This is a genomic window from Lapillicoccus sp. (assembly GCF_039935575.1).
GTDB lineage: Bacteria > Actinomycetota > Actinomycetes > Actinomycetales > Dermatophilaceae > Lapillicoccus.
This window is the reverse complement of sequence record NZ_JBDTKA010000003.1, coordinates 1-23,401: the sequence shown is the minus strand read 5'-3', so window position 1 is coordinate 23,401 and position 23,401 is coordinate 1. Positions and strand designations below refer to the sequence as shown.

Annotated in this window: 21 protein-coding genes; 16 read left to right on the top strand and 5 right to left on the bottom strand. The window is 69.8% G+C overall.

Features of this window, described 5'->3' with window-relative positions; translation table 11 throughout:
- Nucleotides 1–55 precede the first annotated feature (55 nt).
- Together ABI385_RS00260 and arc are read left to right on the top strand one after the other, a co-directional pair.
- Nucleotides 56–1,072 carry a tRNA (adenine-N1)-methyltransferase gene (locus tag ABI385_RS00260; RefSeq protein ID WP_348101717.1) on the top strand — a complete coding sequence of 339 codons (1,017 nt, stop codon included), beginning with the start codon at nt 56–58 and terminating at the stop codon, nt 1,070–1,072.
- 74 nt (nt 1,073–1,146) lie between these two features.
- Complete coding sequence (gene arc, locus ABI385_RS00255; protein ID WP_407068206.1) at nt 1,147–2,973, top strand: proteasome ATPase; 1,827 nt, start codon at nt 1,147–1,149, stop codon at nt 2,971–2,973.
- Nucleotides 2,974–3,023: 50 nt separating this feature from the next.
- Here the strand turns inward: arc and ABI385_RS00250 are convergent, their stop codons facing one another.
- From ABI385_RS00250 to ABI385_RS00240, 3 genes are all read right to left on the bottom strand, one after another.
- Nucleotides 3,024–3,431: a DUF3054 domain-containing protein gene (locus tag ABI385_RS00250; RefSeq protein ID WP_348101716.1), complete on the bottom strand. Its 408-nt coding sequence runs from the start codon at nt 3,429–3,431 to the stop codon at nt 3,024–3,026.
- 31 nt (nt 3,432–3,462) lie between these two features.
- Nucleotides 3,463–4,440, bottom strand: a complete 978-nt coding sequence (locus ABI385_RS00245; protein ID WP_348101715.1) for a ribose-phosphate pyrophosphokinase — start codon at nt 4,438–4,440, stop codon at nt 3,463–3,465.
- A 141-nt stretch (nt 4,441–4,581) separates the two neighbouring features.
- Complete coding sequence (locus ABI385_RS00240) at nt 4,582–5,547, bottom strand: alpha/beta hydrolase (protein ID WP_348101714.1); 966 nt, start codon at nt 5,545–5,547, stop codon at nt 4,582–4,584.
- 68 nt (nt 5,548–5,615) lie between these two features.
- Here ABI385_RS00240 and dop point away from each other — a divergent pair, with 68 nt between their 5' ends.
- Genes dop through prcA form a run of 4 tightly spaced genes read left to right on the top strand, consistent with a single transcriptional unit; the run spans nt 5,616 to nt 9,103 of the window.
- A complete protein-coding gene (gene dop, locus ABI385_RS00235) occupies nt 5,616–7,133 on the top strand; it encodes a depupylase/deamidase Dop (RefSeq protein ID WP_348101748.1) in 1,518 nt (505 codons plus the stop codon).
- A 46-nt stretch (nt 7,134–7,179) separates the two neighbouring features.
- Nucleotides 7,180–7,386 (top strand): ubiquitin-like protein Pup, encoded by a 207-nt coding sequence (locus ABI385_RS00230; RefSeq protein WP_348101713.1) that lies wholly within the window; start codon nt 7,180–7,182, stop codon nt 7,384–7,386.
- Nucleotides 7,383–8,222: a proteasome subunit beta gene (gene prcB / locus ABI385_RS00225; RefSeq protein ID WP_348101712.1), complete on the top strand. Its 840-nt coding sequence runs from the start codon at nt 7,383–7,385 to the stop codon at nt 8,220–8,222. The genes ABI385_RS00230 and prcB overlap by 4 nt, the downstream gene beginning before the upstream one ends.
- 2 nt (nt 8,223–8,224) lie before the next feature.
- Nucleotides 8,225–9,103 (top strand): proteasome subunit alpha, encoded by an 879-nt coding sequence (gene prcA, locus ABI385_RS00220; RefSeq protein WP_407068205.1) that lies wholly within the window; start codon nt 8,225–8,227, stop codon nt 9,101–9,103.
- A gap of 284 nt (nt 9,104–9,387) precedes the next feature.
- Here the strand turns inward: prcA and ABI385_RS00215 are convergent, their stop codons facing one another.
- A complete protein-coding gene (locus ABI385_RS00215; protein WP_348101710.1) occupies nt 9,388–10,851 on the bottom strand; it encodes a hypothetical protein in 1,464 nt (487 codons plus the stop codon).
- A gap of 109 nt (nt 10,852–10,960) precedes the next feature.
- The gene (locus ABI385_RS00210) at nt 10,961–11,956 is read right to left on the bottom strand and encodes an NAD-dependent epimerase/dehydratase family protein (RefSeq protein ID WP_348101709.1); all 996 of its coding nucleotides are present in this window, start codon (nt 11,954–11,956) and stop codon (nt 10,961–10,963) included.
- Between the two features lie 79 nt (nt 11,957–12,035).
- Between ABI385_RS00210 and pafA the strand changes: the two genes are divergently transcribed.
- The 10 genes from pafA to ABI385_RS00160 all read left to right on the top strand — a co-directional run bounded on the left by pafA (nt 12,036) and on the right by ABI385_RS00160 (nt 23,118).
- On the top strand, nt 12,036–13,397 hold the full coding sequence (gene pafA / locus ABI385_RS00205) for a Pup--protein ligase (RefSeq protein ID WP_348101708.1): 1,362 nt from the start codon (nt 12,036–12,038) through the stop codon (nt 13,395–13,397).
- Nucleotides 13,398–13,622: 225 nt separating this feature from the next.
- Nucleotides 13,623–14,648 carry an FKBP-type peptidyl-prolyl cis-trans isomerase gene (locus tag ABI385_RS00200; RefSeq protein ID WP_348101707.1) on the top strand — a complete coding sequence of 342 codons (1,026 nt, stop codon included), beginning with the start codon at nt 13,623–13,625 and terminating at the stop codon, nt 14,646–14,648.
- 36 nt (nt 14,649–14,684) lie between these two features.
- Nucleotides 14,685–15,425, top strand: a complete 741-nt coding sequence (locus ABI385_RS00195; RefSeq protein ID WP_348101706.1) for a peptidase E — start codon at nt 14,685–14,687, stop codon at nt 15,423–15,425.
- A 28-nt stretch (nt 15,426–15,453) separates the two neighbouring features.
- The gene (locus ABI385_RS00190; protein ID WP_348101705.1) at nt 15,454–15,840 is read left to right on the top strand and encodes an FKBP-type peptidyl-prolyl cis-trans isomerase; all 387 of its coding nucleotides are present in this window, start codon (nt 15,454–15,456) and stop codon (nt 15,838–15,840) included.
- Between the two features lie 98 nt (nt 15,841–15,938).
- Complete coding sequence (locus ABI385_RS00185; protein ID WP_348101704.1) at nt 15,939–17,012, top strand: WYL domain-containing protein; 1,074 nt, start codon at nt 15,939–15,941, stop codon at nt 17,010–17,012.
- Nucleotides 17,009–17,989: a WYL domain-containing protein gene (locus tag ABI385_RS00180; RefSeq protein ID WP_348101703.1), complete on the top strand. Its 981-nt coding sequence runs from the start codon at nt 17,009–17,011 to the stop codon at nt 17,987–17,989. The genes ABI385_RS00185 and ABI385_RS00180 overlap by 4 nt, the downstream gene beginning before the upstream one ends.
- Before the next feature lie 54 nt (nt 17,990–18,043).
- Complete coding sequence (gene tatA, locus ABI385_RS00175) at nt 18,044–18,442, top strand: Sec-independent protein translocase subunit TatA (RefSeq protein ID WP_348101702.1); 399 nt, start codon at nt 18,044–18,046, stop codon at nt 18,440–18,442.
- A gap of 53 nt (nt 18,443–18,495) precedes the next feature.
- Complete coding sequence (tatC, locus tag ABI385_RS00170; RefSeq protein ID WP_348101701.1) at nt 18,496–19,317, top strand: twin-arginine translocase subunit TatC; 822 nt, start codon at nt 18,496–18,498, stop codon at nt 19,315–19,317.
- A 65-nt stretch (nt 19,318–19,382) separates the two neighbouring features.
- On the top strand, nt 19,383–20,282 hold the full coding sequence (locus ABI385_RS00165; RefSeq protein WP_348101700.1) for a YegS/Rv2252/BmrU family lipid kinase: 900 nt from the start codon (nt 19,383–19,385) through the stop codon (nt 20,280–20,282).
- Between the two features lie 10 nt (nt 20,283–20,292).
- Complete coding sequence (locus tag ABI385_RS00160; protein ID WP_348101699.1) at nt 20,293–23,118, top strand: DEAD/DEAH box helicase; 2,826 nt, start codon at nt 20,293–20,295, stop codon at nt 23,116–23,118.
- Nucleotides 23,119–23,401: the final 283 nt, after the last annotated feature.

Below are 23,401 nucleotides of genomic sequence, written 5' to 3'. Positions count from 1 at the left end.
AGCCGGGCGCTCGGACTCCCGGGCGCCGGGCTCCCGAAGTGCCTAGACTCCCGACGTGACCCAGCCCGACGAGACCTCCCAGGGTCACGGTCGACGTGGTGTCTTCGTCGTCGGTGACCGCGTCCAGCTGACCGACCCGAAGGGCCGGCTGCACACGATCACCCTCGAGCAGGGCCGGGAGTTCCACACCCACCACGGCAGGCTCGCGCACGACGACCTGATCGGCCGTCCCGACGGCTCGGTGGCCGACAACTCCTCGGGCATCGCGTACCTCGCGCTGCGCCCGCTGCTCGCCGACTACGTCATGTCGATGCCGCGCGGCGCCGCCGTCGTCTACCCCAAGGACGCCGGCCAGATCGTGATGATGGCGGACATCTTCCCCGGTGCCCGGGTCGTCGAAGCCGGCGTGGGGTCGGGGGCGCTGAGCATGTCGCTGCTGCGCGCCATCGGGGTGCACGGCGAGCTGGTCTCGTTCGAACGGCGTGAGGACTTCGCCGACATCGCCCGCGGCAACGCCCGGGCCTTCTTCGGTCAGGACCATCCGGCCTGGCGCGTCGAGGTCGGGGACCTGGTCGAGAGTCTCCCGGGGGCCGTCGAGCCTGGAAGCGTCGACCGTGTGGTCCTGGACATGCTCGCCCCGTGGGAGTGCCTTGACGTGGTCGCCGACGCGCTCATCCCCGGCGGGGTCCTCATCTGTTACGTCGCCACGACCACCCAGCTGTCCCGCGTCGCCGAGGCGATGCGGGCCCATGGCGGTTTCACCGAGCCCTCCGCCTGGGAGTCACTGGTGCGAGGCTGGCACCTCGAGGGGCTTGCCGTGCGACCCGAGCACCGGATGCACGGACACACCGGGTTCCTCGTCTCCAGCCGTCGGCTGGCCCCCGGTGTCCAGCCCCCGGAGCGGAACCGGCGCCCCTCGAAGGCGAACGTCGACGCCGCGCCGGTGCCCGGCGTACCAGGTGCTGAGACGCCCGACGACGACTGGAGCGCCGCTGATCTGGGGGAACGTGCCATATCTGAGAAGCGGGTCCGACGCGTACGCAGAAGTGTGACCGAAACCTCCGAGCCGTGAGCGGGCTGCCGGGTTAGGGTCAACTACGGGACGACCGCTCCCGGCCCATCGGCGAGAACGTCTGGAGGTGTCCGATGTCCGACATCACCCCCCGCGAGCCTGACGACGTGCGCGCCCACCACGACTCAACCCGCGACACAAACCGTGACACAAACCGCGATATGAACAATCCGAACCGCTCCCTGGATGCCGACGAGCTCCAGCGCCAGCGCGACCTGCTCGGCGAGGAGGTCCGCGACCTGCGCGAGCAGCTGCGGCACAGCCCGACCCGCTCGCGTGAGCTGGAGAACCGCGCCCTGCAGCTGCAGGCCTCCCTCACCACGCTCAATACCCAGAACGAGCGCCTCGTGCGCACGCTCAAGGAGGCCCGCGAGCAGATCGTCACGCTCAAGGGCGAGGTCGACCGCCTCGCGCAGCCTCCGAGCGCCTACGGGCTGATCCTCGAGTCCTACGACGACGCCACCGTCGACATCCTCACCTCAGGCCGCAAGATGCGGGTGGCGGTCAGTCCCAGCGTGGACCCGGCCACCCTCAGCGCGGGCCGCGAAGTGATGCTCAACGAGGCGCTCAACGTCGTCGCCACCTGCGGGTACGAGCGGGTCGGCGAGGTCGTCATGGTCAAGGAGATCCTCGACGACGACCGGATCCTCGTGGTCGCCCACGCCGACGAGGAGCGGGTCTGCCGCCGCGCCGACTCGCTCGAGGGGCATCCGATCCGCGTCGGTGACGCCCTCATGCTGGACTCTCGCTCGGGGTTCGTCTACGAGCGCATTCCCAAGGCGGAGATCCAGGACCTCGTCCTCGAGGAGGTCCCCGACATCGCCTACGAGGACATCGGCGGTCTCTCCGGCCAGATCGAGCAGATCCGAGACGCCGTCGAGCTGCCCTACCTGCACCCCGACCTGTTCAAGGAGCACCGGCTGCGCCCGCCCAAGGGCGTCCTGCTCTACGGCCCGCCCGGGTGCGGCAAGACCCTTATCGCCAAGGCCGTCGCCGCCTCGCTGGCGCGCAAGGTGGCCGAGCGCACCGGGAACGCGACGGAGAAGAGCTACTTCCTTAACATCAAGGGCCCAGAGCTCCTCAACAAGTACGTCGGCGAGACCGAGCGGCACATCCGGCTGATCTTCCAGCGGGCCCGGGAGAAGGCGTCCGACGGCACCCCCGTGGTCGTCTTCTTCGACGAGATGGACTCCCTGTTCCGCACTCGCGGGTCCGGCGTCTCCAGCGACGTCGAGACGACGATCGTGCCGCAGCTGCTGTCAGAGATCGACGGCGTCGAGCGGTTGGAGAATGTCATCGTCATCGGGGCGTCCAACCGCGAGGACATGATCGACCCCGCGATCCTGCGACCGGGTCGCCTCGACGTGAAGATCAAGATCGAACGTCCGGACGCCGAGAGTGCCCGGGACATCTTCAGCAAGTACCTCACCGCCGACCTGCCGTTGCACGAGCACGACCTCACCGAGAACTACGGAAACCGGATCGCCACGGTCGAGGGGATGATCCAGGCGACGGTCGAGCGGATGTACTCCGAGATCGACGAGAACCGCTTCCTCGAGGTGACCTACGCCGGCGGCGACAAGGAGATCCTCTACTTCAAGGACTTCAACTCCGGCGCGATGATCCAGAACATCGTCGACCGGGCGAAGACCATGGCCATCAAGGACTTCCTCACGACCGGGCAGAAGGGCATCCGCGTCGACCACCTGCTCGCGTCGTGCGTCGACGAGTTCAAGGAGAACGAGGACCTCCCGAACACCACCAACCCCGACGACTGGGCCCGGATCTCGGGCAAGAAGGGTGAGCGGATCGTCTACATCCGCACGCTCATCAACGGCAAGGACGGCACCGAACCCGGCCGTTCGATCCACAACGTCGCCAACACCGGGCAGTACCTCTGAGCGACCTCTGAACGACCCCTGAGCGCTGGTTCAGGAGGGCAGGCCCTGGTTCAGGAGGCCAGCCGAGGGCGGACTCGGACGGCCAGCACTCTCCAGCCGAGGAGGAGCACGCCGAGGACGAGGGTCGCCACGACGACGAACGAGAACGCGGTGCCGCCCCCGGTCACGACGCGCAGCAGCATGCCGAGGACGACCGCGCACACCCAGACGGGTATGCCGGTGCCCACCCGCGTGGGCCAGCGAAGCGACCTCCCGTGCACGAGCGCCCAGCCGGCTGCGGCGCCGACCAGGAACGGCCATGCCGTCGCCAAAACGCCGAGCACCGGGTTGGTCTCGTCGTGGGTGGCGCGACCGACGGCGGCGAAGACGAGGATGACGACGGTGTCGAGGACCCCTGCCGCGACCACCGACATACCGCGGATCGGCTGCGGCCGGGAGCCGTCGGCGACAGGCGTCATGGGTGTCATCGCGGCCGAGCCAGGTGGGAGCTCAGAACGGCAACCGGGGCTGCGGAGGAGCGTGGGTTGGGTCGACTCCCTCGAACAGCGAGGACACGGACCGGCCATAGTGGATGCGCGAGATCGCCTCGGCGAACAGGCCGGCCACCGAACGCACCTGCAGGTCGGGCCACCCGTCGGGCCGGGGGACCGTGTCGGTCGTGACGACCTCGCTGATCATCGGGTGCGTGCTCAGCCGCTCGACAGCCGGGCCGGCGAACAGGCCGTGGGTGCACGTCACCGACGCCTCCGTGCACCCGACGTCCTTGAGGCGTTCGAGCAGCTCGACGATCGACCCACCGGTCGCGATCTCGTCGTCGAGGATGATGGCCCGCTTGCCCGCAACGTCGCCGACGATCGACTCGATCACGACCTTGTCGTCGGTGACCCGCTGCTTGCTGCCGGCGGCCACCGGGAGGCCCAGCAGCCTCGCGAACAGGGTGGCGGTCTTGGCGTTGCCGAGGTCGGGGGAGACGACGACGGTGTTGGTGAGGTCGCGTCCTCGGTAGTGGTCTGCGAGGACACCGATCGCGGTGAGGTGGTCGACGGGAACCGAGAAGAACCCGTGGACCTGGGGGGCGTGCAAGGCCATCGTCAGCACGCGGTGCGCTCCGGCGGTGCTGAGCATGTCGGCGACGAGCCGGCCGCCAAGCGAGATCCGGGAGGCGTCCTTCTTGTCCGAGCGGGCATACGCGTAGTGCGGCATGACGACCGTGATCTGGGCGGCCGAGGCCCCGCGCGCCGCGTCGCACATGAGCAGGAGCTCCATCAGGTGCTCCTGCGTGGGGGGTACCAACGGCTGGATCAGGTAGACGTCCTGCTGCCGGCAGTTCTCCAGGAGCTGCACCTGGAGGCAGTCGTTGCTGAACCTCTTGATGTCCACGGCCGCACGCCGGACTCCGAGATGACCGCAGATCCGGTCGGCGAGAGAGGGGTGGGCAGTTCCGGAGAACACCACGACGTCGTTCACGGGCGGCCTTCCGAGGGCGGCGGCGGATCCAGTTCCCACTCTAACGGCAAACGGGCTGCCGGTTTCGCTCCGGACCACTACCAGCCGGCCTCCGCTCAGATGCCGGTCGGACGACCGGTCGGACGGCCTTCAGACGAACAGTCACAGGAGGTGCCGGCGGAGCTCGGTCGCGAGCTCGAGACGGGCTTGCGCGCCACAGGTGGTGAACCCCGGGAAGCTCATGAACCCGTGTGGGGCGCCCAGGTAGGTCGTCGACCGCACCGGCACGCCGGCCTCGGCGAGCCGGTTTGCGTATGCCTGACCCTCGTCTCGCAGCGGGTCCAGCTCGCCGGTCTGCACCAGCGCCGGCGGCAGGCCGCTGAGGTCGTCGGCCCACAGCGGTGAGACCAGGGGATCGGTCAGCGCCAGCCCGCTTCCGCCGACATAGAACTCGAGGAACCCGTCGATGTCGCGCTCGCTCAGGATAGGTCCGTCGGCGTTCTCCTGGATCGACGGATAACTTTTCGTCGCGTCCGTCCCGGGGTAGATCAACGCCTGATGGGCTATCGCGGGGCCGCCCTCGTCGCGCACGACCTGGGCGACGACGGCCGCGAGGTTGCCGCCCGCGCTGTCGCCGCATACGGCCAACCGCGTGCTGTCGGCCCCGAACCGGGAGCCGGCCTCGGCCGCCCACCGCACCCCGTCGACGCAGTCCAGCGCGGCCCGCGGTGCCTTCGCCTCTGGAGCAAGCCGGTAGTCGACGCTGAGCACCACTGCACCGACGGCGTGGCCGATGAACGTGCAGAGCGAGTCGTAGCCCCGCACGTTTCCGAGCACCCAGCCGCCGCCATGCAAGAACACCACGACGGGGTATGCGTTGCGGCTTCGACCACCGGCCGGCTCGTAGACGCGGACGGGGATCTTAAGTCCGTCCCGGGCCGCGAACTGGGCCTTCGAGATCCGGACGTCTCGGTAGACCCGGCCGGTCACCCAGGTGAACGGCGGGCGCGCCGGGACCACGCCCCTTCGGGCCTTGACGAGGTCCTCGTGGCTCATCTCGTCGACGCTCTTGGCGACCCGGTCGTAGACGGTCGTGAAAACTCTGGTCCGCAGGGGCATCCGTGCCATCGGGCCAGTCTGTCGGTCGGCGCGCGAGGGCGCGCACGTAGGGTGGCCGAGTGAGCGTGCGACGAGTCATGGGGATCGAGACGGAGTACGGGATCCTCGTCCCCGGCGACCCCGCCGCCAACCCGATGATCCTGTCCGGCCACGTGGTGAATGCGTATGCCAGTGCCCACGGGGTGCGGTCCGGGCGGGCTTCGTGGGACTACGCCGACGAGGCTCCCCTGCGCGACGCACGGGGCTTCGAGATCAACCGGGCGGTCGCCGACCCTTCCCAGCTGACCGACATCGAGGACCCGACGCTGGCCAACGTCGTCCTCACCAACGGGGCGCGGCTCTACGTCGACCACGCGCATCCCGAGTACAGCTCTCCCGAGGTGACCAACCCCCGGGCGGCGGTGCGGTGGGACCGGGCGGGCGAGCTGATCATGCTGGAGGCGGTCCGCCGCCTCGCCGACAGACCCGGTCTGCCGCCGGTCAACCTCTACAAGAACAACACCGACGGCAAGGGGGCGTCCTACGGCACCCACGAGAACTACCTGATGCGCCGCGAGACGCCGTTTGCCGACATCGTCCGGCACCTTGTCCCCTTTTTCGTCGTGCGGCAGGTGATCTGCGGGTCCGGACGCGTCGGGATCGGGCAGGACTCGCGCACCCCGGGGTTCCAGCTGAGCCAGCGGGCCGACTTCTTCGAGGTCGAGGTGGGTCTGGAGACGACCCTCAAGCGGCCCATCATCAACACCCGCGACGAGCCGCACGCCGTGGCCGACCTCTACCGTCGCCTCCACGTCATCATCGGCGACGCCAACCACGCCGACGTCGCCAACCTGCTCAAGCTCGGGATGACCTCCCTCGTGCTGGCTCTGATCGAGGACCGCGCGATGACCCGGGACCTCACCCTGGTCAAGCCGGTGGCCACCCTGCACGCCGTGTCGCACGACCCGACGCTCGCCACCCTCGTCACCCTGCGGGACGGCCGGCAGATGACCGCTCTGCAGCTGATGTGGGAGTACCACGACGCCGCAGCGGCATACCTCGAAGCTCGTGGCCTCGGTGGGAACCACCAGACCGATGACCCCGACACCGCCGAGGTGATGCGCCTGTGGGCCGACCTGCTCACCCGGCTCGGCAACGACCCCGCCTCGTGCGCGGCCGAGCTCGACTGGGTGGCCAAGAAGCAGGTGCTCGAGGGTTACCGCGAACGCGACGGCATGGACTGGAGCGATGCCCGGCTGCGCGCCGTCGACATCCAGTGGAGCGACATCCGCCCCGAGAAGGGCCTCTTCCACCGGCTCGCTGCGCGGGGGATGGTGACGTCGCTCGTCGACCCGGCCGACGCGCAGTCGGCGGTCACCGACCCGCCTGAGGACACGCGCGCCTGGTTCCGGGGGAAGTGCCTGGACAAGTTCCCGGGGCAGATCGCGGCGGCGTCGTGGGACTCGGTGATCTTCGACGTGCCCGGCCGGCCGGCACTGCAGCGGGTGCCGATGCTCGAGCCGGAGCGCGGGACCAAGGCGCACGTCGGCGCCATCCTCGACCGCAGCCCGGACGTGGTCACCCTGCTGCGTGAACTCGACGCCGCGGCGGGTTAGGGTCGACTGAGGCCGCATCAGGCGGCACGACAGGGGAAGTCACGTCATGCCGAGCCAGGAGCAGAGCCGTCCGCAGCGCCGCGAGGACGAGTCAGACCCAGGTCCTGACGACGCTCCGGTGGCCCCTGAGGCCACCGCGCGCAAGGAGGCCCTCGACGACGACATCGACAGCGTCCTCGACGAGATCGACGGCGTCCTCGAGTCCAACGCCGAGGAGTTCGTGCGCGGGTTCGTGCAAAAGGGCGGGCAGTGAGCCCAGACCCCTTCTCGGGCCGGCTGCCCGGGGCGTTCACCGTGCCCGGGTCCTCCTCCTTCAGCGAGTTCGTCGGACATGTCTCGCCAGAGCTGCTGCCCGGGCGACGGGTGCTTCCGGTCGGAGCGAGCCTCGAGGCGCCACACGGCACGACGGTTGTCGCGCTGGAGTATGCGGACGGCGTGGTGATGGCCGGCGACCGGCGGGCGACGATGGGCAACCTCATCGCGAACCGCGACATGGAGAAGGTCTTCGCGGCTGATGAGTACGCCGTCGTCGGTATCGCGGGGACGGCCGGGCTGGCCATCGAGCTGGTCCGGCTCTATCAGGTCGAGCTGGAGCACTACGAGAAGATCGAGGGCACGTTGATGTCCGTCGAGGGCAAGGCGAACCGGCTCGCGAGCATGATCCGGGCCAACCTCGGCCACGCGATGCAGGGTCTGGCCGTGGTGCCGTTGTTCGCCGGGTTCGACCTCGACGACCGGTCGGGGCGGATCTACTCCTACGACGTGACCGGCGGCTGCTACCGCGAGCACGACCACCACAGCATCGGGTCGGGCTCGCTGTTCGCTCGGGGCTCGATGAAAAAGCTCTGGCGCCGCGACATCGACCAGGCCGGCGCGGTCCGGGTGGCCGTCGAGGCGCTCTACGACGCCGCCGACGACGACTCGGCCACCGGCGGGCCCGACCTCGGTCGGCGGATCTGGCCGACCCTGGCCGTGGTCGACGTCGAAGGCGCCCGGTTCCTGTCCGACGACGTCCTCGCCGGAGTCGTCACCGAGGTGGTCGCGGCGCGGCAGGGCAACCCCGGCGGCAACCCCGGAGGTGCGCGATGAGCATGCCGTTCTACGTTTCGCCCGAGCAGCTGATGAAGGACAAGGCCGACTACGCGCGCAAAGGTATCGCGCGCGGCCGGTCGGTCGTCGTCCTCACCTATGACAAGGGGATCGCCTTCGTCGCGGACAACCCTCAGAGCCTGCGCAAGATCTCCGAGATCTACGACCGCATCGCCTTCGCCGCCGTCGGGATGTACTACGAGTTCGAGAACCTGCGGGTCGCCGGCATCCGGTATGCCGACCTGCGCGGCTACTCCTACGACCGCAGCGACGTGTCCGCGCGTGGCCTGGCCAACGCCTACGCCCAGACGCTCGGGACGGTGTTCACGCAGGAGCCGAAGCCCTATGAGATCGAGCTCGTCGTCGCCGAGGTGGGCAGCGACCAGGACCGTGACCAGATCTACCGGCTGACCTACGATGGTTCCGTCGTCGACCAGCACGGCTTCGTCGTCATGGGAGGCGCCACCGCCCCAGCAGCGGAGACCGCGATGCGGGAGCGCTGGCGCGAGGGCCTGACCCTCGCCGAGGCGCTGCGGTTGGCTGTCGGCACCTTGGCCGAGGACCCCAACGGCGGCGAGCCGCGAGAGCTTACCGGCGCGCAGCTCGAGGTAGCCGTCCTGGACCGGCAACGGCCACGCCGCACCTTCCGGCGGATCGTCGGACAGCTGCTCGACGACCTGCTCAGCGCCGACAGCCCCGTGTCCGACGCGCCCGAGACCGACGACGGCCGACCCGGCCACCACGACGTGCTCAGCGGGCATGAGCCCGAGACCCCGGGCACCGAACGGCCGCCCGGGGGCGACGCGCATACCGACGCCGTTCAGTCCGTGCAGTCCGTGCAGTCCGTGCAGTCTCACCCAGATGGTGACGAAGGGCAATAAGCCTGTCGACCGCTGGGTGACCGCTGGGTCGTAGGGCCACGAGCGGTGACGCCTCGGTGCGGGATCGTGTTGGCCCGGGATGGGTTCCGGCCGGCTTCCACGACCCACACCGACCGCCTGGCCGACGTCGTGCAGCAGAGGCTGGTGACGTCTCTGGTTGCTCCAGTTGGAGCAGTGGTCACTTGGGTTCGGCCGGGAACCGAGCCGGCGCCGAACGAGGTCGTCTCAGCCATCGAGGCGGCACTGCCGGCACGCTGATCACTGCGGCGCCGCCGGAGTGCTGCTCAGCGGAAGTCGCCGCCCGCGGCGAACGGTTCCCCCGCGAAGCTGTCGTCGAGGTCGTCCTGGTCATCGACGGCGTGCTGGTCCGGTCGGGTCGCCGAGCCGCTGCGCTCGGCTGCTGAGGAGCGGGACGCCCGGGCTGCGTGGAGGCGGCGAAATCGGGGCGGCGCCGTCGTCGTCATCACGGGCTTACCGGGCTCGGGTGTGGTGAGCTCCGCTTCTGTGGGCGGTGAGTCCGTCGCCTCGGTGCGCTCGGATTCGGTGTGCTCGGATTCGGTGCGCTCGGATTCGGTGTGCTCGGGCTCGGTGTGCTCGGGCTCGGTGTGCTCGGGCTCGGTGTGCTCGGGCTCGGTGTGCTCGTGCTGTTCCGGCTCGGTGGGCACGTCGGCCACGGTGTGCTCGCTGGCGACCTGTTGCGGCTCGACCTGCTGCGGCCTGGTGTGCCCTGCGTCCTCGGCGGGCACCTCGGGCTGAGCGCGGTCAACTGCCGAGCCGAGGATCCCGGCCAGCAGCTCGCTGACCTTGGTCAGGTGCGAGTGGACCTCGTCCCGATGGGCGATGGCGCTCGAGAGGACCTGCTTCGAGGTCCGCGTGGTCTCTTCGGCCTCGGTGTGGGCGTGTCCGACGAGGGTGGCAGCGCGCCCCTGTGCCTCCCGGACGAGTCTTTCGGCCTCGTCGCGGGCCGGGCTCAGCAGCCGCTCGGACTGTTGCTGGCTCTCGTAGGTCGTGACCTCGGCCCGCTCGCGAGCCTCGGCCGTCACGGCGTGGGCCTCGTGCTGGGCTCTGCTGGTCGTCTCGGCCGCCTCGGCCCGGGCAGCGGTCAGCGCCGCATCGGCCTCCTGCCGCGCCCGGTTGGTCGACTGCGCCGCGGCTGCGGAGGCCTCGGCGACGATCCGCTCAGCCTCGGCTGCCGAGTCGCGGCGGGTGCCGTCGATCTGCTCGGCGAGATCGTCCGCCTGGGACCGCAACGACTCCAGCCAACCCTCGAGCTCCTGCTGGCGGGTTCGAGCCGCAGCCTCGGCCGTGTCTCGGGCGGTCTGCGCCGTCACGGTGGCGTCCGCAACAAGGCCCGCGGCGTGCGCATCGGCGGTCTGGCGCACCTTGGTGGCATACCGGTCGCTCTCCTCGCGAACCTGGGCAGCGGTCGTCTCGGCGGAGCCGCGCAGCTCGGAGGCCTCCTCCTTGGCGAGGGTGAGGATGGCGCTCACGCGGGTACCGAGCTCGTCGAACCCGGGTGACTCGGTTCCCTTGTGCTGGCGCTCGAGCTCGGTGATCCGCTCGAGTGCGGCGTCCAGCTCCTGCTCCGAGTCGTCGAACTCGGCCTGGACCTTGGCGAGCTCGCTCGTCCGCTCCGCGGCGGTGCGACGGGCTTCGACCAGGGCTGCCTTGAGCTCCTTCATCGTGAAGGCGACCTGCTCGGGGTCGTAGCCCCGTAGGACGGTCTTGAACGTGGCGGTGTCGGGCATGGGACCATCCGTTCGTCGAGTTGGCAACTGGCTTCCGAAGAGTTCGGAGCCGAGCGCGATTCGGTTTGCCGCCGGTCTGGATCCCTTCGCGAGGCGTGACCCGGCCGGGTCAGGTCGCCGCGAGCACCGCCAGCTCGTCGTCGCGGTCCAGCCCAGCGCGCCGCGCCGTGCGGCCCAGACCCAGATGCCGCTCCCACTCGAGCGCGTCGTGCATCGTCTCGTGCAGGTCGCGGGCCACCAGCCCTGCTGCCGTCGCCGAGGCGGTGCTGCGGTCGTTGAAGCCCGTCCATTCGGGGTCGTGCAGCCACAGCGGCAACGAGCGCGGGCCCATGTACTCCTCGACTCCGACGGCCTGCAGCGCCTCGTCGGCGACCGGCACGCTCTCCCCGGTGAACCCCGCGACCTCCCGAGCCACGTCGAGAACGTCGCCCAGCAACCTCCGTGGCCCGTAGGCGTCGACGATGCCGGTCGTCCCTGCAAGACCGGCGCCGACGAGCCACGACGCCAGGTCGAGTACGTCGATGGCCTGGGCCTGGCGGCCTGTGACTACCGGCACGAGGACGGGGCCACCGTCGGCCTGCGCCAGAACGAACCGACCAGGCCAGTAACCGAACCGGTCGCTCGGGTCGCCTCGCCCCACGATCAGCCCGCTGCGGGCGATGAGGACGTCAGACCCGCGGTATGCCTTGCAGGCCGCCTCGCAGGCGACCTTGCCGGCTCCGTACTGCTCCTGGGTCGCGACCTCACCCTCCCACGCGCGCAGCAGGGGCGTCTCGAGCCCGGCTCCGTGACGAGAGTGGTCGGCGTACACCGACCCCGTCGAGACGAAGACCCAACGCTCGGCCTGGTCCGCGAGCTCGATCAGTGCCGACCTGACCTGACCGGGCTGACGGGCGAGGTCGACCACCAGGTCCCAGCGACCTGACCGGGGCAAGCCGGCGTACGCGCCTGGCCTGCTCCGGTCCCCGCGGACGAACCGGACGCCGTCCGGCGCGCTCCCGCTCTCACCGCGCGCGAGGCAGGTGACCTCGTGCCCGGTGGTCATCGCGGCGCGGGCGATCTCACCCCCGAGGAAGGCGGTGCCACCGAGGACCAAGACGTTCATCCGGGCACCTTGCCACGGGACCACGCGAGGTGGCGGCGAGGTTCGCTGACGGCACAAGGACGCGGCATACAGTGGAGAAATGGAGCGGCGGATCTTCGGGATCGAGAACGAGTACGGCGTCACGTGCACGTTCGACGGTCAGCGCCGCCTCACCCCGGACGAGGTGGCCCGCTACCTCTTCCGCAAGGTCGTCTCGTGGGGCCGGTCCAGCAACGTCTTCCTCGGCAACGGATCGCGGCTCTACCTCGACGTGGGCTCGCACCCGGAGTACGCCACGCCCGAGTGCGACGACGTCCGCGAGGCCGTGGTGCACGACAAGGCGGGGGAGCGCATCGTCGAGGGGCTGGTCGAGGACGCACAGCTGCGGCTGCGGGAGGAGGGCCTCCCCGGCGAGATCTACGTGTTCAAGAACAACACCGACTCGGCGGGCAACTCCTACGGCTGCCACGAGAACTACCTGGTCGGGCGGGCAGGGGAGTTCCAGAAGATCTCTGACGTCCTGATCCCGTTCCTCGTCAGCCGTCAGATCACCTGCGGCGCAGGCAAAGTCGTCACCTCGAGTGCGGGCGCGAAGTTCTGCGTGAGCCAACGCGCCGACCATATCTGGGAGGGCGTCTCGTCGGCGACGACGCGCAGCCGGCCGATCATCAACACCCGCGACGAGCCGCACGCCGACGCCGAGAAGTACCGCCGCCTGCACGTCATCGTCGGCGACTCCAACATGTCCGAGACAACCACGCTGCTCAAGCTGGGCTCGGCCGACCTGGTGCTGCGCATGATCGAGGCGGGCGTGGTCATGCGGGACATGGCCCTGGAGAACCCGATCCGAGCGATCCGGGAGATCAGCCACGACCTCACAGGCAAGAAGACCGTACGCCTGGCCAACGGTCGCGAGCTATCGGCCCTGCAGATCCAGCGTGAGTACCTCGAGCGGGCCTTGGGTTTCGTCGAGCGTGAGGGACTGAGCGCGCCGATCCAGAAGCAGGTGCTGGACCTGTGGGGCCGCACCCTGGACGCGGTCGACTCCGGAGACCTCGCGGCGGTGGAGACCGAGATCGACTGGGTGATGAAGTACCGCCTGATCACCCGCTACATGCAGAAGAACGGCCTGTCGATGTCGGACCCGCGGGTCCTGCAGCTCGACCTTGCCTACCACGACATCAACCGGCGGCGCGGGCTGTTCTACCTGCTGCAGCGCCGCGGGCTTGCCGCGCGCGTGTGCACGGACATCGAGACATTCCATGCCAAGGTCCGTCCTCCTCAGACGACTCGGGCCAAGTTGCGGGGCGACTTCATCCGGGCCGCCCAGGAGCATCGTCGCGACTTCACCGTCGACTGGGTGCACCTCAAGCTCAACGACCAGGCGCAGCGGACGGTGCTGTGCAAGGACCCGTTCGTGTCGGAGGACTCGCGGGTCGCTCGCCTCATCGACAGCATGTAGACGATGCGGCTGGGGCCGCCCCAGCCCGCCCGAGCCCTGCCCGACCAGGCTCGGGCCCAGCAACGACACAGCAACGGGCACAGCAACGGGCACAACAACGGGCACAACAACGGGCACAGCAACGATGGTTAACATGGCTGGTCCCCCGGGCGTCGACATCGTCGACATCATCGACATGGTCCGCCATCACGGTCCCCGGTCCCCCATGGTGAAGGTCATTCTCGCGTGCGCTCGTTCCGCCCGGCTGTCGCGGCAGCCGTCCTGTCCGTCCTGTGCCTCACCACGGTGGCGGCCTGTTCCTCCGGATCACCCGGCTCGTCGGCGACCACCACTCCGGCGGGGGCGGGCGACGCCGCAAGAACGAACCCGGCGCACCCCCCGGTGAACAACCCCGCCGACGTGAAGATTCTCGAGGGCATCACGGTCGCTGGCGACGACCCGGCAGTCACCCCCAAGGTCACCTTCGGCACACTGCCGGTCTCGGTCGGCGCGACGGCCTCGCGCACCCTCAAGGACGGGACCGGAGCCGCCAGCAAGGCCGGTGACAAGGTCACCGTGCGGCAGGCACTGTTCCTGGGGTCGACGGGCAAGCAGCTGCAGAGCGACTTCGAGTCCAAGGAGACGCCGGCGTTCACGCTCGGTGGCCAGGACTCGATCTCCGGCCTGGTCACGGCCCTGACGGGGGTCAAGGCCGGGTCCCGCGTGCTCTTCGCGATCCCGCCGGCCGAGGCGTTCGGCGACCAGGGCCGCACGGCTGCGGGCATCGGCGGCGCGGATGACCTCGTCGTCGTCGCCGACATCGTCTCGATCAGCACTCCGCTGACGCAGGCGACGGGCACCGTGGTCGCGCCGGTCGCGGGAGCGCCGACGGTGGCCTTCGACGCCACCACCGGCCCCACGATCACCGTGCCGAAGACGGCCGCCCCGACCACGCTGGTGGTCCAGAACCTCATCGACGGAGCCGGTGCGCAGGTCAAGAGCGGCCAGAACCTCACGGTGCACTACACGGGCGTTGTCTGGGCGGACGGGACGGTCTTCGACTCCTCATGGGCGCGCAAGTCGCCCGCCAGCTTCCAGATCGGCACCGGCAACGTCATCCCCGGATGGGACAAAGGCCTGGTCGGCAAGAAGGTCGGCTCCCGCGTACTGATGGTCATCCCGCCCGCCGATGGCTACGGCGCCCAGGCTCAGGGCAAGATCCCGGCCAACTCGACATTGGTCTTCGTCGTCGACATCCTCGACGCGTCATGACCGGCCAGCTGATACCCGCGGAGACACGCCACTACCGTGCCGGCTGACACACCGACCATCCTCGCGACCTCCGGTGGGGTCAAAGAGAGCCGGCGCCTCCCCTGGGAGGTCGGCCCCCTGACGGAGTACGCCGTCGACCTCGCCGGCGTCGCGGGCCGGGCACCTCGGGTCTGCTTCGTCCCGACCGCGATGGGCGACGACGCGCATACGGTCTCGATCTTCCACTCGGCGGCACAGCTGGCTGGGTACGAGTCCTCACACCTGTCGCTGTTTCCGATGCCCAACGTCGACGACGTGACGGCTCACCTGCTCGCGCAGGATGTCGTATGGGTGTGGGGCGGCAGCGTCGCCGGTCTGCTGGCCATGTGGCAGCTGCACGGGATCGGTGAGGCGATGCGAGCCGCCTGGGAGGCCGGCGTCGTGCTCACGGGGGTCTCGGCCGGGTCGATCTGCTGGCATACCGGCGGGACGACCGACTCGTTCGGGCCGGACCTGCGCCCGGTGACCAACGGGCTGGGGCTGGCGCCGTTCTCCAACGGTGTGCACTACGACTCCGAGGCCCAGCGACGGCCGTTCTACCAGGCGCTGGTGGCCGACGGCACGCTTGACCCCGGGTACGCCACCGACGACGGGGTCGGGCTGCTCTATCAGGGGTCCGGGACCGAGGTCGCCATGGTCGAGGCGCTGACCGAGGAGCCGGGCGCGGCCGCCTACCGCGTGGAGCCTGGACCGGACGGCACCGCCATCGAGACCCGCATCGAGCCCCGCCTGCTCTGACTGCCGCTGCTTTTGGCAGACTCAGGACATGGCCCTCGACCCGAACCGCACCAAGCCCGAGCTGGACTTCCCCGGCGACGAACCGCCGAGCGAGCTCGTCATCGAAGACCTCATCCAGGGAACCGGTGACGAGGCGAGTGCTGGCAGCACGGTGAGCACGCACTACGCCGGCTGGGCGTTCTCCACCGGAGAGGAGTTCGACGCGTCCTGGAACCGCGGCGCCCCGCTCGACTTCCCCCTTGGCGCGGGCCGCGTCATCAAGGGCTGGGACGACGGCATCGCCGGGATGAAGGTCGGTGGCCGCCGCAAGCTGACCATCCCGCCGCACCTGGGCTACGGCGATCGTGGCGCCGGCGGCGCGATCAAGCCGGGGGAGACTCTGATCTTCGTCGTCGACCTGGTGGACGTTCGATGAGGTTGGCTGAGATCGGCTGAGGTGCGCTCGGTTCTGTGACGCGACCCGGGAGAGGACCCTCCGACATCCGTTCGAATTCTCGGGTAGCGTCTGCGACCGTGAGCGTGCAACCGTCGGCGGCAGCCAAGACCGAGCGGCTGCTCAACCTCGTCATCGCGCTCCTCGCCACCCGGATGCCGCTCGCGAAGTCTCGAATCCGCACAGCGGTGCCGCAGTACCTCGCCACCGCGTCCGACGAGGCGTTCGACCGCATGTTCGAGCGCGACAAGGACGAGCTGCGCGAGCTCGGTATCCCGCTGGTCACCGCCCCGATCGACCCGGTCTTCGACGACGAGATGGGCTACCGGATCGACAAGCGCGAGTACGCCTTGCCCGAGATCTCCTTCGAGCCGGATGAGGTCGCCGCGCTGGCGCTCGCCGGGCGAGCCTGGACGCGCGCAAGCCTGGCGGGTTCGGCGGCCTCCGGACTGCGCAAGCTGCGCGCGGCGGGGGTCGAGCTGGACGAGACGTCCCTCGTCGGGATCGAGCCCGTGGTGCGCACCACCGAGGAGTCGTTCGAACCACTTCGCAAAGCCGTCGTCGAACGACGTGCCGTCACCTTCGACTACCGCAAGCCGTCTGGAGAGGCGGCCACCCGCACCATCGAGCCGTGGGCGCTCACTCAGTGGCATGGCCGCTGGTACGTCACCGGCCACGACCGCGGCCGAGGCGCCGCCCGCGTCTTCCGCCTGGGCAGGATCGACGGCCCCGTGGCCGCGATCGGGCCGGCTGGGGCATACCAGCCCCCGGCCGACCACGACCCGCGGGTGATGGTGGAGTCAACCCAGACCTCGTCGGCGCCGACCCGGGTGGCGACCCTGCGGGTGCGTCAGTCGGCCGGCAATGCGCTGCGCCGCAGGGCCACCTCGACGAGCGACGACGCCACGCCCGGCTGGTCGCTCCTCGAGGTCGACTTCCGAGACGCCGACGGGATGGCCGACGAGGTCGCCGGCTACGGTCCGGACGTGGTCGTGCTCGGTCCCGAGGAGGTAGCCGAGCGTGTCGTGCGCCGGCTGCACGGCGTTCTCGGCGACCTCGGTGTCCCGGCTGACACGGCCGACACGGCTGACACGGCCGACACTGCCGACACGGCCCGGATGGCTTGCCCGGACACAGCCGGGGGTGATCCGTGAGCGCGTCCCGGCCGGCCACCGAGTCGGCGACCAACCGGCTCTCCCGGCTGCTCGACCTGGTGCCGTGGCTGTTGGCCCACCAAGGTGTCCAGCTCGAGACTGCGGCGAGCGCGTTCGGAGTGTCCTCGGACCAGTTGGTCTCCGACCTCGAGCTGCTCTTCCTGTGCGGTACGCCTGGCGGCATGCCCGACGACCTGATCGAGGCGGACTGGGAGGACGGCAAGGTCTTCGTCGGCAATGCCGACTACATCGCCCGGCCGCTGCGGCTGACGGTCGACGAGGCGCTCGCGCTCATGGTGGGCCTGCGCGCGCTCGCCACGACACGCGGCATCGCCGAGCACGAACCTGTGGCTCGTGCCCTGGCCAAGCTCGAGGAGGCGACCGGTGCGATCGGCGCCGCGAGCACCCGGGTCCAGGTCTCCATCGACGACGGCGCACACGAGTCGGTGCTGGCGGACGCCCGGCGCGGGCTTCGCGACCACCGCCGTCTCCGCCTGGCCTACCTCGTGCCGGCCCGTGACGAGGAGACCGTGCGCGACGTCGACCCGATGAGGGTCATCAGCCTCGACGGGCACTGGTACCTCGAGGGCTGGTGCCACCGAGCCGAGGACGTGCGGCTGTTCCGGGTCAACCGGATCCAGTCGCTCGAGGTTCTCGACACCGACGGCACCGCGCCACCGCAGGCTCGCCCCCGCGACCTCGGTGGCGACGTGTTCACCCCCGGTGCCGACGACCTCCAGGTCGTCCTGGAGACCGACCGTGCCGGTGCCTGGATTGTCGACTACTACACCGTCGAACGGGTCGACGAGCTGGACGACGGGAGACGCCGGATCACGCTGCGCGTCTCGGACGTTGCACTAGTACGCCGGCTGGCCTGGCGGATGGGCGGACATCTTCGCGTCGTCAGCCCATCCGAGCTGGCCGTCAGCATCGAACAAGGAGCACAGGCGGCACTACGCGCGTACTCAGGTTCGTGACGTCGCTCGACGCGTAGACTCGGCAGGACCAAACCCGGAAGGTTCCTCACGATCATGTTGAAAGACCTCGCCCAGCCCAGCCACCTGCTCATCATCGCGGTGTTGCTCGTCATCCTGTTCGGCTGGAAGAGGCTGCCCGACGCCGCCCGCAGCATGGGCCGGTCGATGCGGATCTTCAAGTCCGAGGTGTCGGAGATGAAGAACGACGGCAAGGACGTCCCGAGCCCGAGCAAGGCATCGTCGGAGACGGTCCCCGGCGACGTGGTGCCCCCGCAGCAGCCCGCCCCGACCACCCCGCCGCAGGCGCAGTACGTGCCCCCGCAGCAGGCGCAGCATGTGCCGCCACAGCAGGCGTACACCCCCTCGCAGCCCGCCCAGCCGCAGTATGCCGCTCCGAGCAACGGGACCGAGGCGCCGCGCGATCCGCAGCAACACGACAACCCGGCGCTCTGAGCGCCGGCTGCCGAACCGAACCTCGTCGACGAGCCGGGACGAAGCGCTGAGTCATGGCCAGAGGCAGATTCCGCAAGCAGCGTGACCCCGAGGGGCGGATGTCCCTCGGCGACCACCTCAGAGAGCTGCGGCGCCGATTTGTGATCGCCGCGATCGCGATCCTGTTGGGAGCGGTGGTCGGCTGGTGGAAGTACAGCTACATCATCTCGAAGGTCGCCGAGCCGCTGACGGAGATCGACAAGGAACGCGGACAGGCGATCGCGTCGCTCAACTTCGCCAACCCGACCGACTCGTTTTCGATCGCGATCACCGTCGGGTTGTTTGTCGGGGTGATCATCGCCTCGCCCGTCTGGCTCTACCAGATCTGGGGATTCATCTTGCCCGGGCTTACGCGGCGAGAGAAGCGCACCGCAGCCGTCTTCATCGTCGCGGCAGTCCCGTTGTTCCTGGCTGGCTGCTGGCTTGGCTACCTGACGATGCCCAAGGCCATTCACGCACTGCTGTCGTTCACGCCCGACCAAGCGTCGAATATCGTGCCAGCGGACGTCTACCTCAACTTCGTGCTGAAGTTCATCCTGGCCTTCGGGCTCGCCTTCCTGTTGCCCGTCTTCCTCGTCGGCCTCAACGCTGCCGGCGTGCTGCCGGCGCGCACGATGCTCAAGGCCTGGCGTCCCGCCGTCTTCCTCGTCTTCCTCTTCGCCGCGATCATGACGCCCTCGCCGGACCCCTGGTCGATGATCTTCCTCGCCGTGCCGATGGTGGCGCTGTTCTTCGGCGCGGTCGGGGTGGCCCTCGTCCTCGATCGGCGCCGCGCCAAACGCGACGAGTCAGCCGAATGGCGCACCGTCCCCGACGACCAGGCTTCGAAGCTCTGACTACTCCGACTGGTCCGACTGCTCTACCCGGTCTGAGCGCTCTGACCGACCGGTAGCGTGCAGCCGTGAGGTCGCCGCGGCTGTCCCGGGTCGGCCTGCTGGTCAACCCCACCGCCGGCAAGGGCCGAGCTGCCGCGATCGGGGCGCGGACGCATACCGCGCTCGTCGCCTCGGGTCACGACGTCAGGGACCTGTCCGGGTCGACAGCCGCCGTCGCACACGGCCGCGCTGCCATCGCCATCGCGTCAGGTGACCTCGACGTACTGGTCGTGGTCGGAGGCGACGGGATGGTTCATCTCGGCGCGAACCTCTGTGCCGAGACTGACGTCGCGCTCGCCGTCGTCGCGGCCGGCACGGGTAACGACAACGCGCGCGAGCTCGGCCTGCCCGTGCTGGTCCCCGAGACCGCGGCGGCGCTCGTCACCGTCGGCCAGACGAGGACGGTCGACCTCGGTCGATGCCTCGTGGGGGGCCGAACCCGTTGGTGGATGGGGGTTCTCGGTGGTGGTTTCGACTCGGTCGTCAACGAACGCGCGGCCCGGATGACGTGGCCGCAGGGCGCCATGCGCTACAACCTCGCGGTGCTGCGCGAGCTGCCCACCTTCCGGCCCATCCCGTATGCGATTACCGTCGACGACCAGCGCATCGAGACGGAGGCGATGCTCGTCGCCGTTGCCAACGGGCCCGCCTTCGGCGGTGGCATGCGGATCGCGCCGGACGCGGCATACGACGACGGATTGCTCGACGTCGCGATTGTGCACCGCATCTCGACACTGGAGTTCCTGCGGGTCTTCCCCAAGGTGTTCGCCGGCACCCACGTCTCGCACCCCCGGGTCCAGATGCTGCGCGGCCGGCGGGTGCGCCTGGAGGCCGACGGCATCATCACCCAGGCCGACGGTGAACGGTTCGAACCGCTGCCCCTCGACCTGGAGGTCGTCCCGGGCGCGCTCCGGGTCGTCACGTAGCCTGCAGAGCATGGTGGCGAACGAGCTCGGCGGGTTCACAGCCACCCTCGACTTTCCCCTCGACCCGTTCCAGATCGAGGCCTGTGCGGCCCTGGAGGCCGGTCGAGGCGTCCTCGTGGCGGCCCCGACCGGGGCCGGCAAGACCGTCGTCGGCGAGTTCGCCGTTCACCTCGCGCTCGCCACTGGCCGCAAGGCGTTCTACACCACGCCGATCAAGGCCCTGTCGAACCAGAAGTACGCCGACCTGGTGCGCCGCCACGGTGCGGCGAACGTCGGTCTGCTCACCGGTGACTCCTCCGTCAACGGCGAGGCACCCATCGTCGTCATGACGACCGAAGTGCTGCGCAACATGATGTATGCCGGGTCGCGCACCTTGTCCGGCCTTGGCTACGTCGTCATGGACGAGGTGCACTACCTGGCGGACCGGTTCCGCGGGGCCGTGTGGGAGGAGGTGATCATCCACCTGCCGCCCGACGTGCTCGTCGCGTCCCTGTCGGCGACGGTCTCCAACGCCGAGGAGTTCGGGGCCTGGCTTGCGGAGGTCCGCGGGGACGTGGCGGTCGTCGTCTCCGAGCACCGGCCAGTGCCGCTGTGGCAGCACATGATGGTCGGCACAGGGATGTACGACCTGTTCGTCGACGACGTTTTCGACCCGTCGAACGCCGACGCCATGACCGGCATGACCGGCATGACCGGTATGACCGGCATGACAGGCATGGCGGCCCACCCGGCTGCGCCGGCTCGGGTGGGTCCTGAGCTGTTGCAAGCCATCTCGACGATGTCCCGCCAACGGCACGACGGTCCACCACCCCGGCGGGGACATCAGCGCGGGGGCAGGGGTCCGGGCGGCGGTGCGGGTGGTCGCGGCGGCGCCCGTCAAGGTGGCGGCCGACCCGGGGGTGGCCCGACGCGTACCGAGGTCGTGCAACGCCTCGAGCGCGAAGGCCTGCTGCCCGCGATCACCTTCATCTTCAGCCGGGTCGGCTGCGACGCCGCCGTCGGCCAGCTGCTCGCGCAAGGCGTCCGACTGGTCCCCGACGCAGACGGGGACCGGATCCGCCGGCTGGTCGAGGAGCGCGTCTCCGGGCTGGACGACGACGATCTCGGCGTGCTCGGGTACTGGGACTTCGTCGACGGGCTGAGCCGCGGGTTCGCCGCGCATCACGCGGGCATGCTGCCGACGTTCCGCGAGATCGTCGAGGAGCTGTTCACGGCGGGCCGGATCCGTGCGGTGTTCGCCACCGAGACGCTCGCGCTCGGGATCAACATGCCCGCGCGGACGGTCGTGCTCGAGCGGCTCGTGAAGTTCAACGGCGAGGCTCACGTCGACATCACGCCCGCCGAATACACCCAGCTGACCGGGCGAGCCGGCCGGCGCGGTATCGACGTCGAGGGGCACGCGGTGGTCCTCTGGAACCCCCAGCTCGACCCACTCGCGGTCGCGGGTCTTGCGTCCACGCGTACCTACCCGTTGCGCTCGTCGTTCCGCCCGACCTACAACATGGCCGTCAACCTGGTCGCGCAGTTCGGACGCGAGCGAGCCCGGGAGCTGCTCGAGACCTCGTTCGCGCAGTTCCAGGCCGACCGCGCGGTCGTGGGATATGTCCGCACCGTGCGGCGTAACGACGAGGCGCTGGTCGGCTACGCCGCGTCGATGCAGTGTCACCTGGGTGACTTCGCGGAATATGCCGGCATCCGCGACGAGATCCGTCGGCTCGAGAAGGACGCCGTACGGGCGCGGGCGGCGAGCGTGCGCGCCGAGGCCGCGGTCAGCCTGGAACGCCTGCGGGTCGGTGACGTGATCCGCATCCCGGCCGGGCGACGCGCCGGTTATGCCGTCGTCGTCCAGGCGAATAGGGGTGGGAAAGGCGAGACCCCGTCACCCGCTGTCGTCACCGAGGACCGGCAGCTGCGCCGGCTCACCCTGGTCGACATACCCGGCCCTGTCGAGCCGGTCACCACGGTCAAGCTGCCGAAGAACTTCAACGCCAAGAGCCCGAAGTCCCGCCGCGACCTCGCGACCTCGCTGAAGATCGCCGTGCCGCACGACCCGCCGGAGCGCTCCCGCCGCACGGGCGCGGCCAGCGCCGAGGCGGGCCAGATCGAGGAGCTGCGCCGGCGGATGCGGGCCCATCCGTGCCACGCCTGCCCGGACCGGGAGGACCACGCGCGGTGGGCCGAGCGGTGGTGGCGGCTGCGCCGTGAGACCGAGGGGCTGCAGCGCAAGGTCGAGGGCCGGACCAACTCGGTGTCCAGGACCTTCGACCGGATCTGTGACCTGCTCGAGGAGATGGGGTATCTCGGCGCCGGCGGCGAGTCGGTCACCTCGCGCGGCGAGCAGCTGCGGCGGCTGTATGCCGAGAAGGACCTGCTCGCGGCCGAATGTCTGCGCCTCGGGCTGTGGCGCCGATTGGACCCGCCCAGCCTCGCGGCCGTCATCTCGACCCTTGTGCACGAGCCGCGCCGAGAGGACACCGAGCTGACTCCGCGGATGCCCACCGACGACGTGTCCGACGCCTGGCGCGAGATGGTCCGGGTGTGGAGCCTGCTGGAGGACCGGGAACGCGAGCGAGGTCTGCCGACGACCGGCGACCCCGACGGCGGGATCGCCTGGATGGTGCATCGGTGGGCGAGCGGGCAGCGGCTGGAGATCGTCCTGCGGGACTCGGATATCGCGGCGGGTGACTTCGTGCGGCGCTGCAAGATGATCGTCGACCAGCTGGACCAGGTGGCGGTCGTGGCCGCAGCCGGCGGGGACCCGGTTCTGGCCGCGACGGCACGCACCGCGGTGGATGCCGTACGCCGCGGGGTGGTCGCTGCCGACCGGGTGGACTGACTCGGGCCTGCTTTGGCGCGCTCTGGTGACCCAACTGGCGGTGTGCCTGCTGGGTGTGGGGCGGGGTCACGTTCGGTCCGGTGGGTGGGCGGGGTTTCCGGTGTCGTTCCCAATCAGGCCATGCTCTGGACTCGGTCTGGCCTGGCCTGGGTGAGGGCGTGGTCGTAGGAGCCTCGGGTCAAATCCCAGACGACGTGTCCGGTGGTCGGGTCAACCTTTCCGTGTAGCCGGCGGGTGTGGACGAGGGTGTGGTGGTGGCCGCATAGGAGGGCGGCGTTGTCGA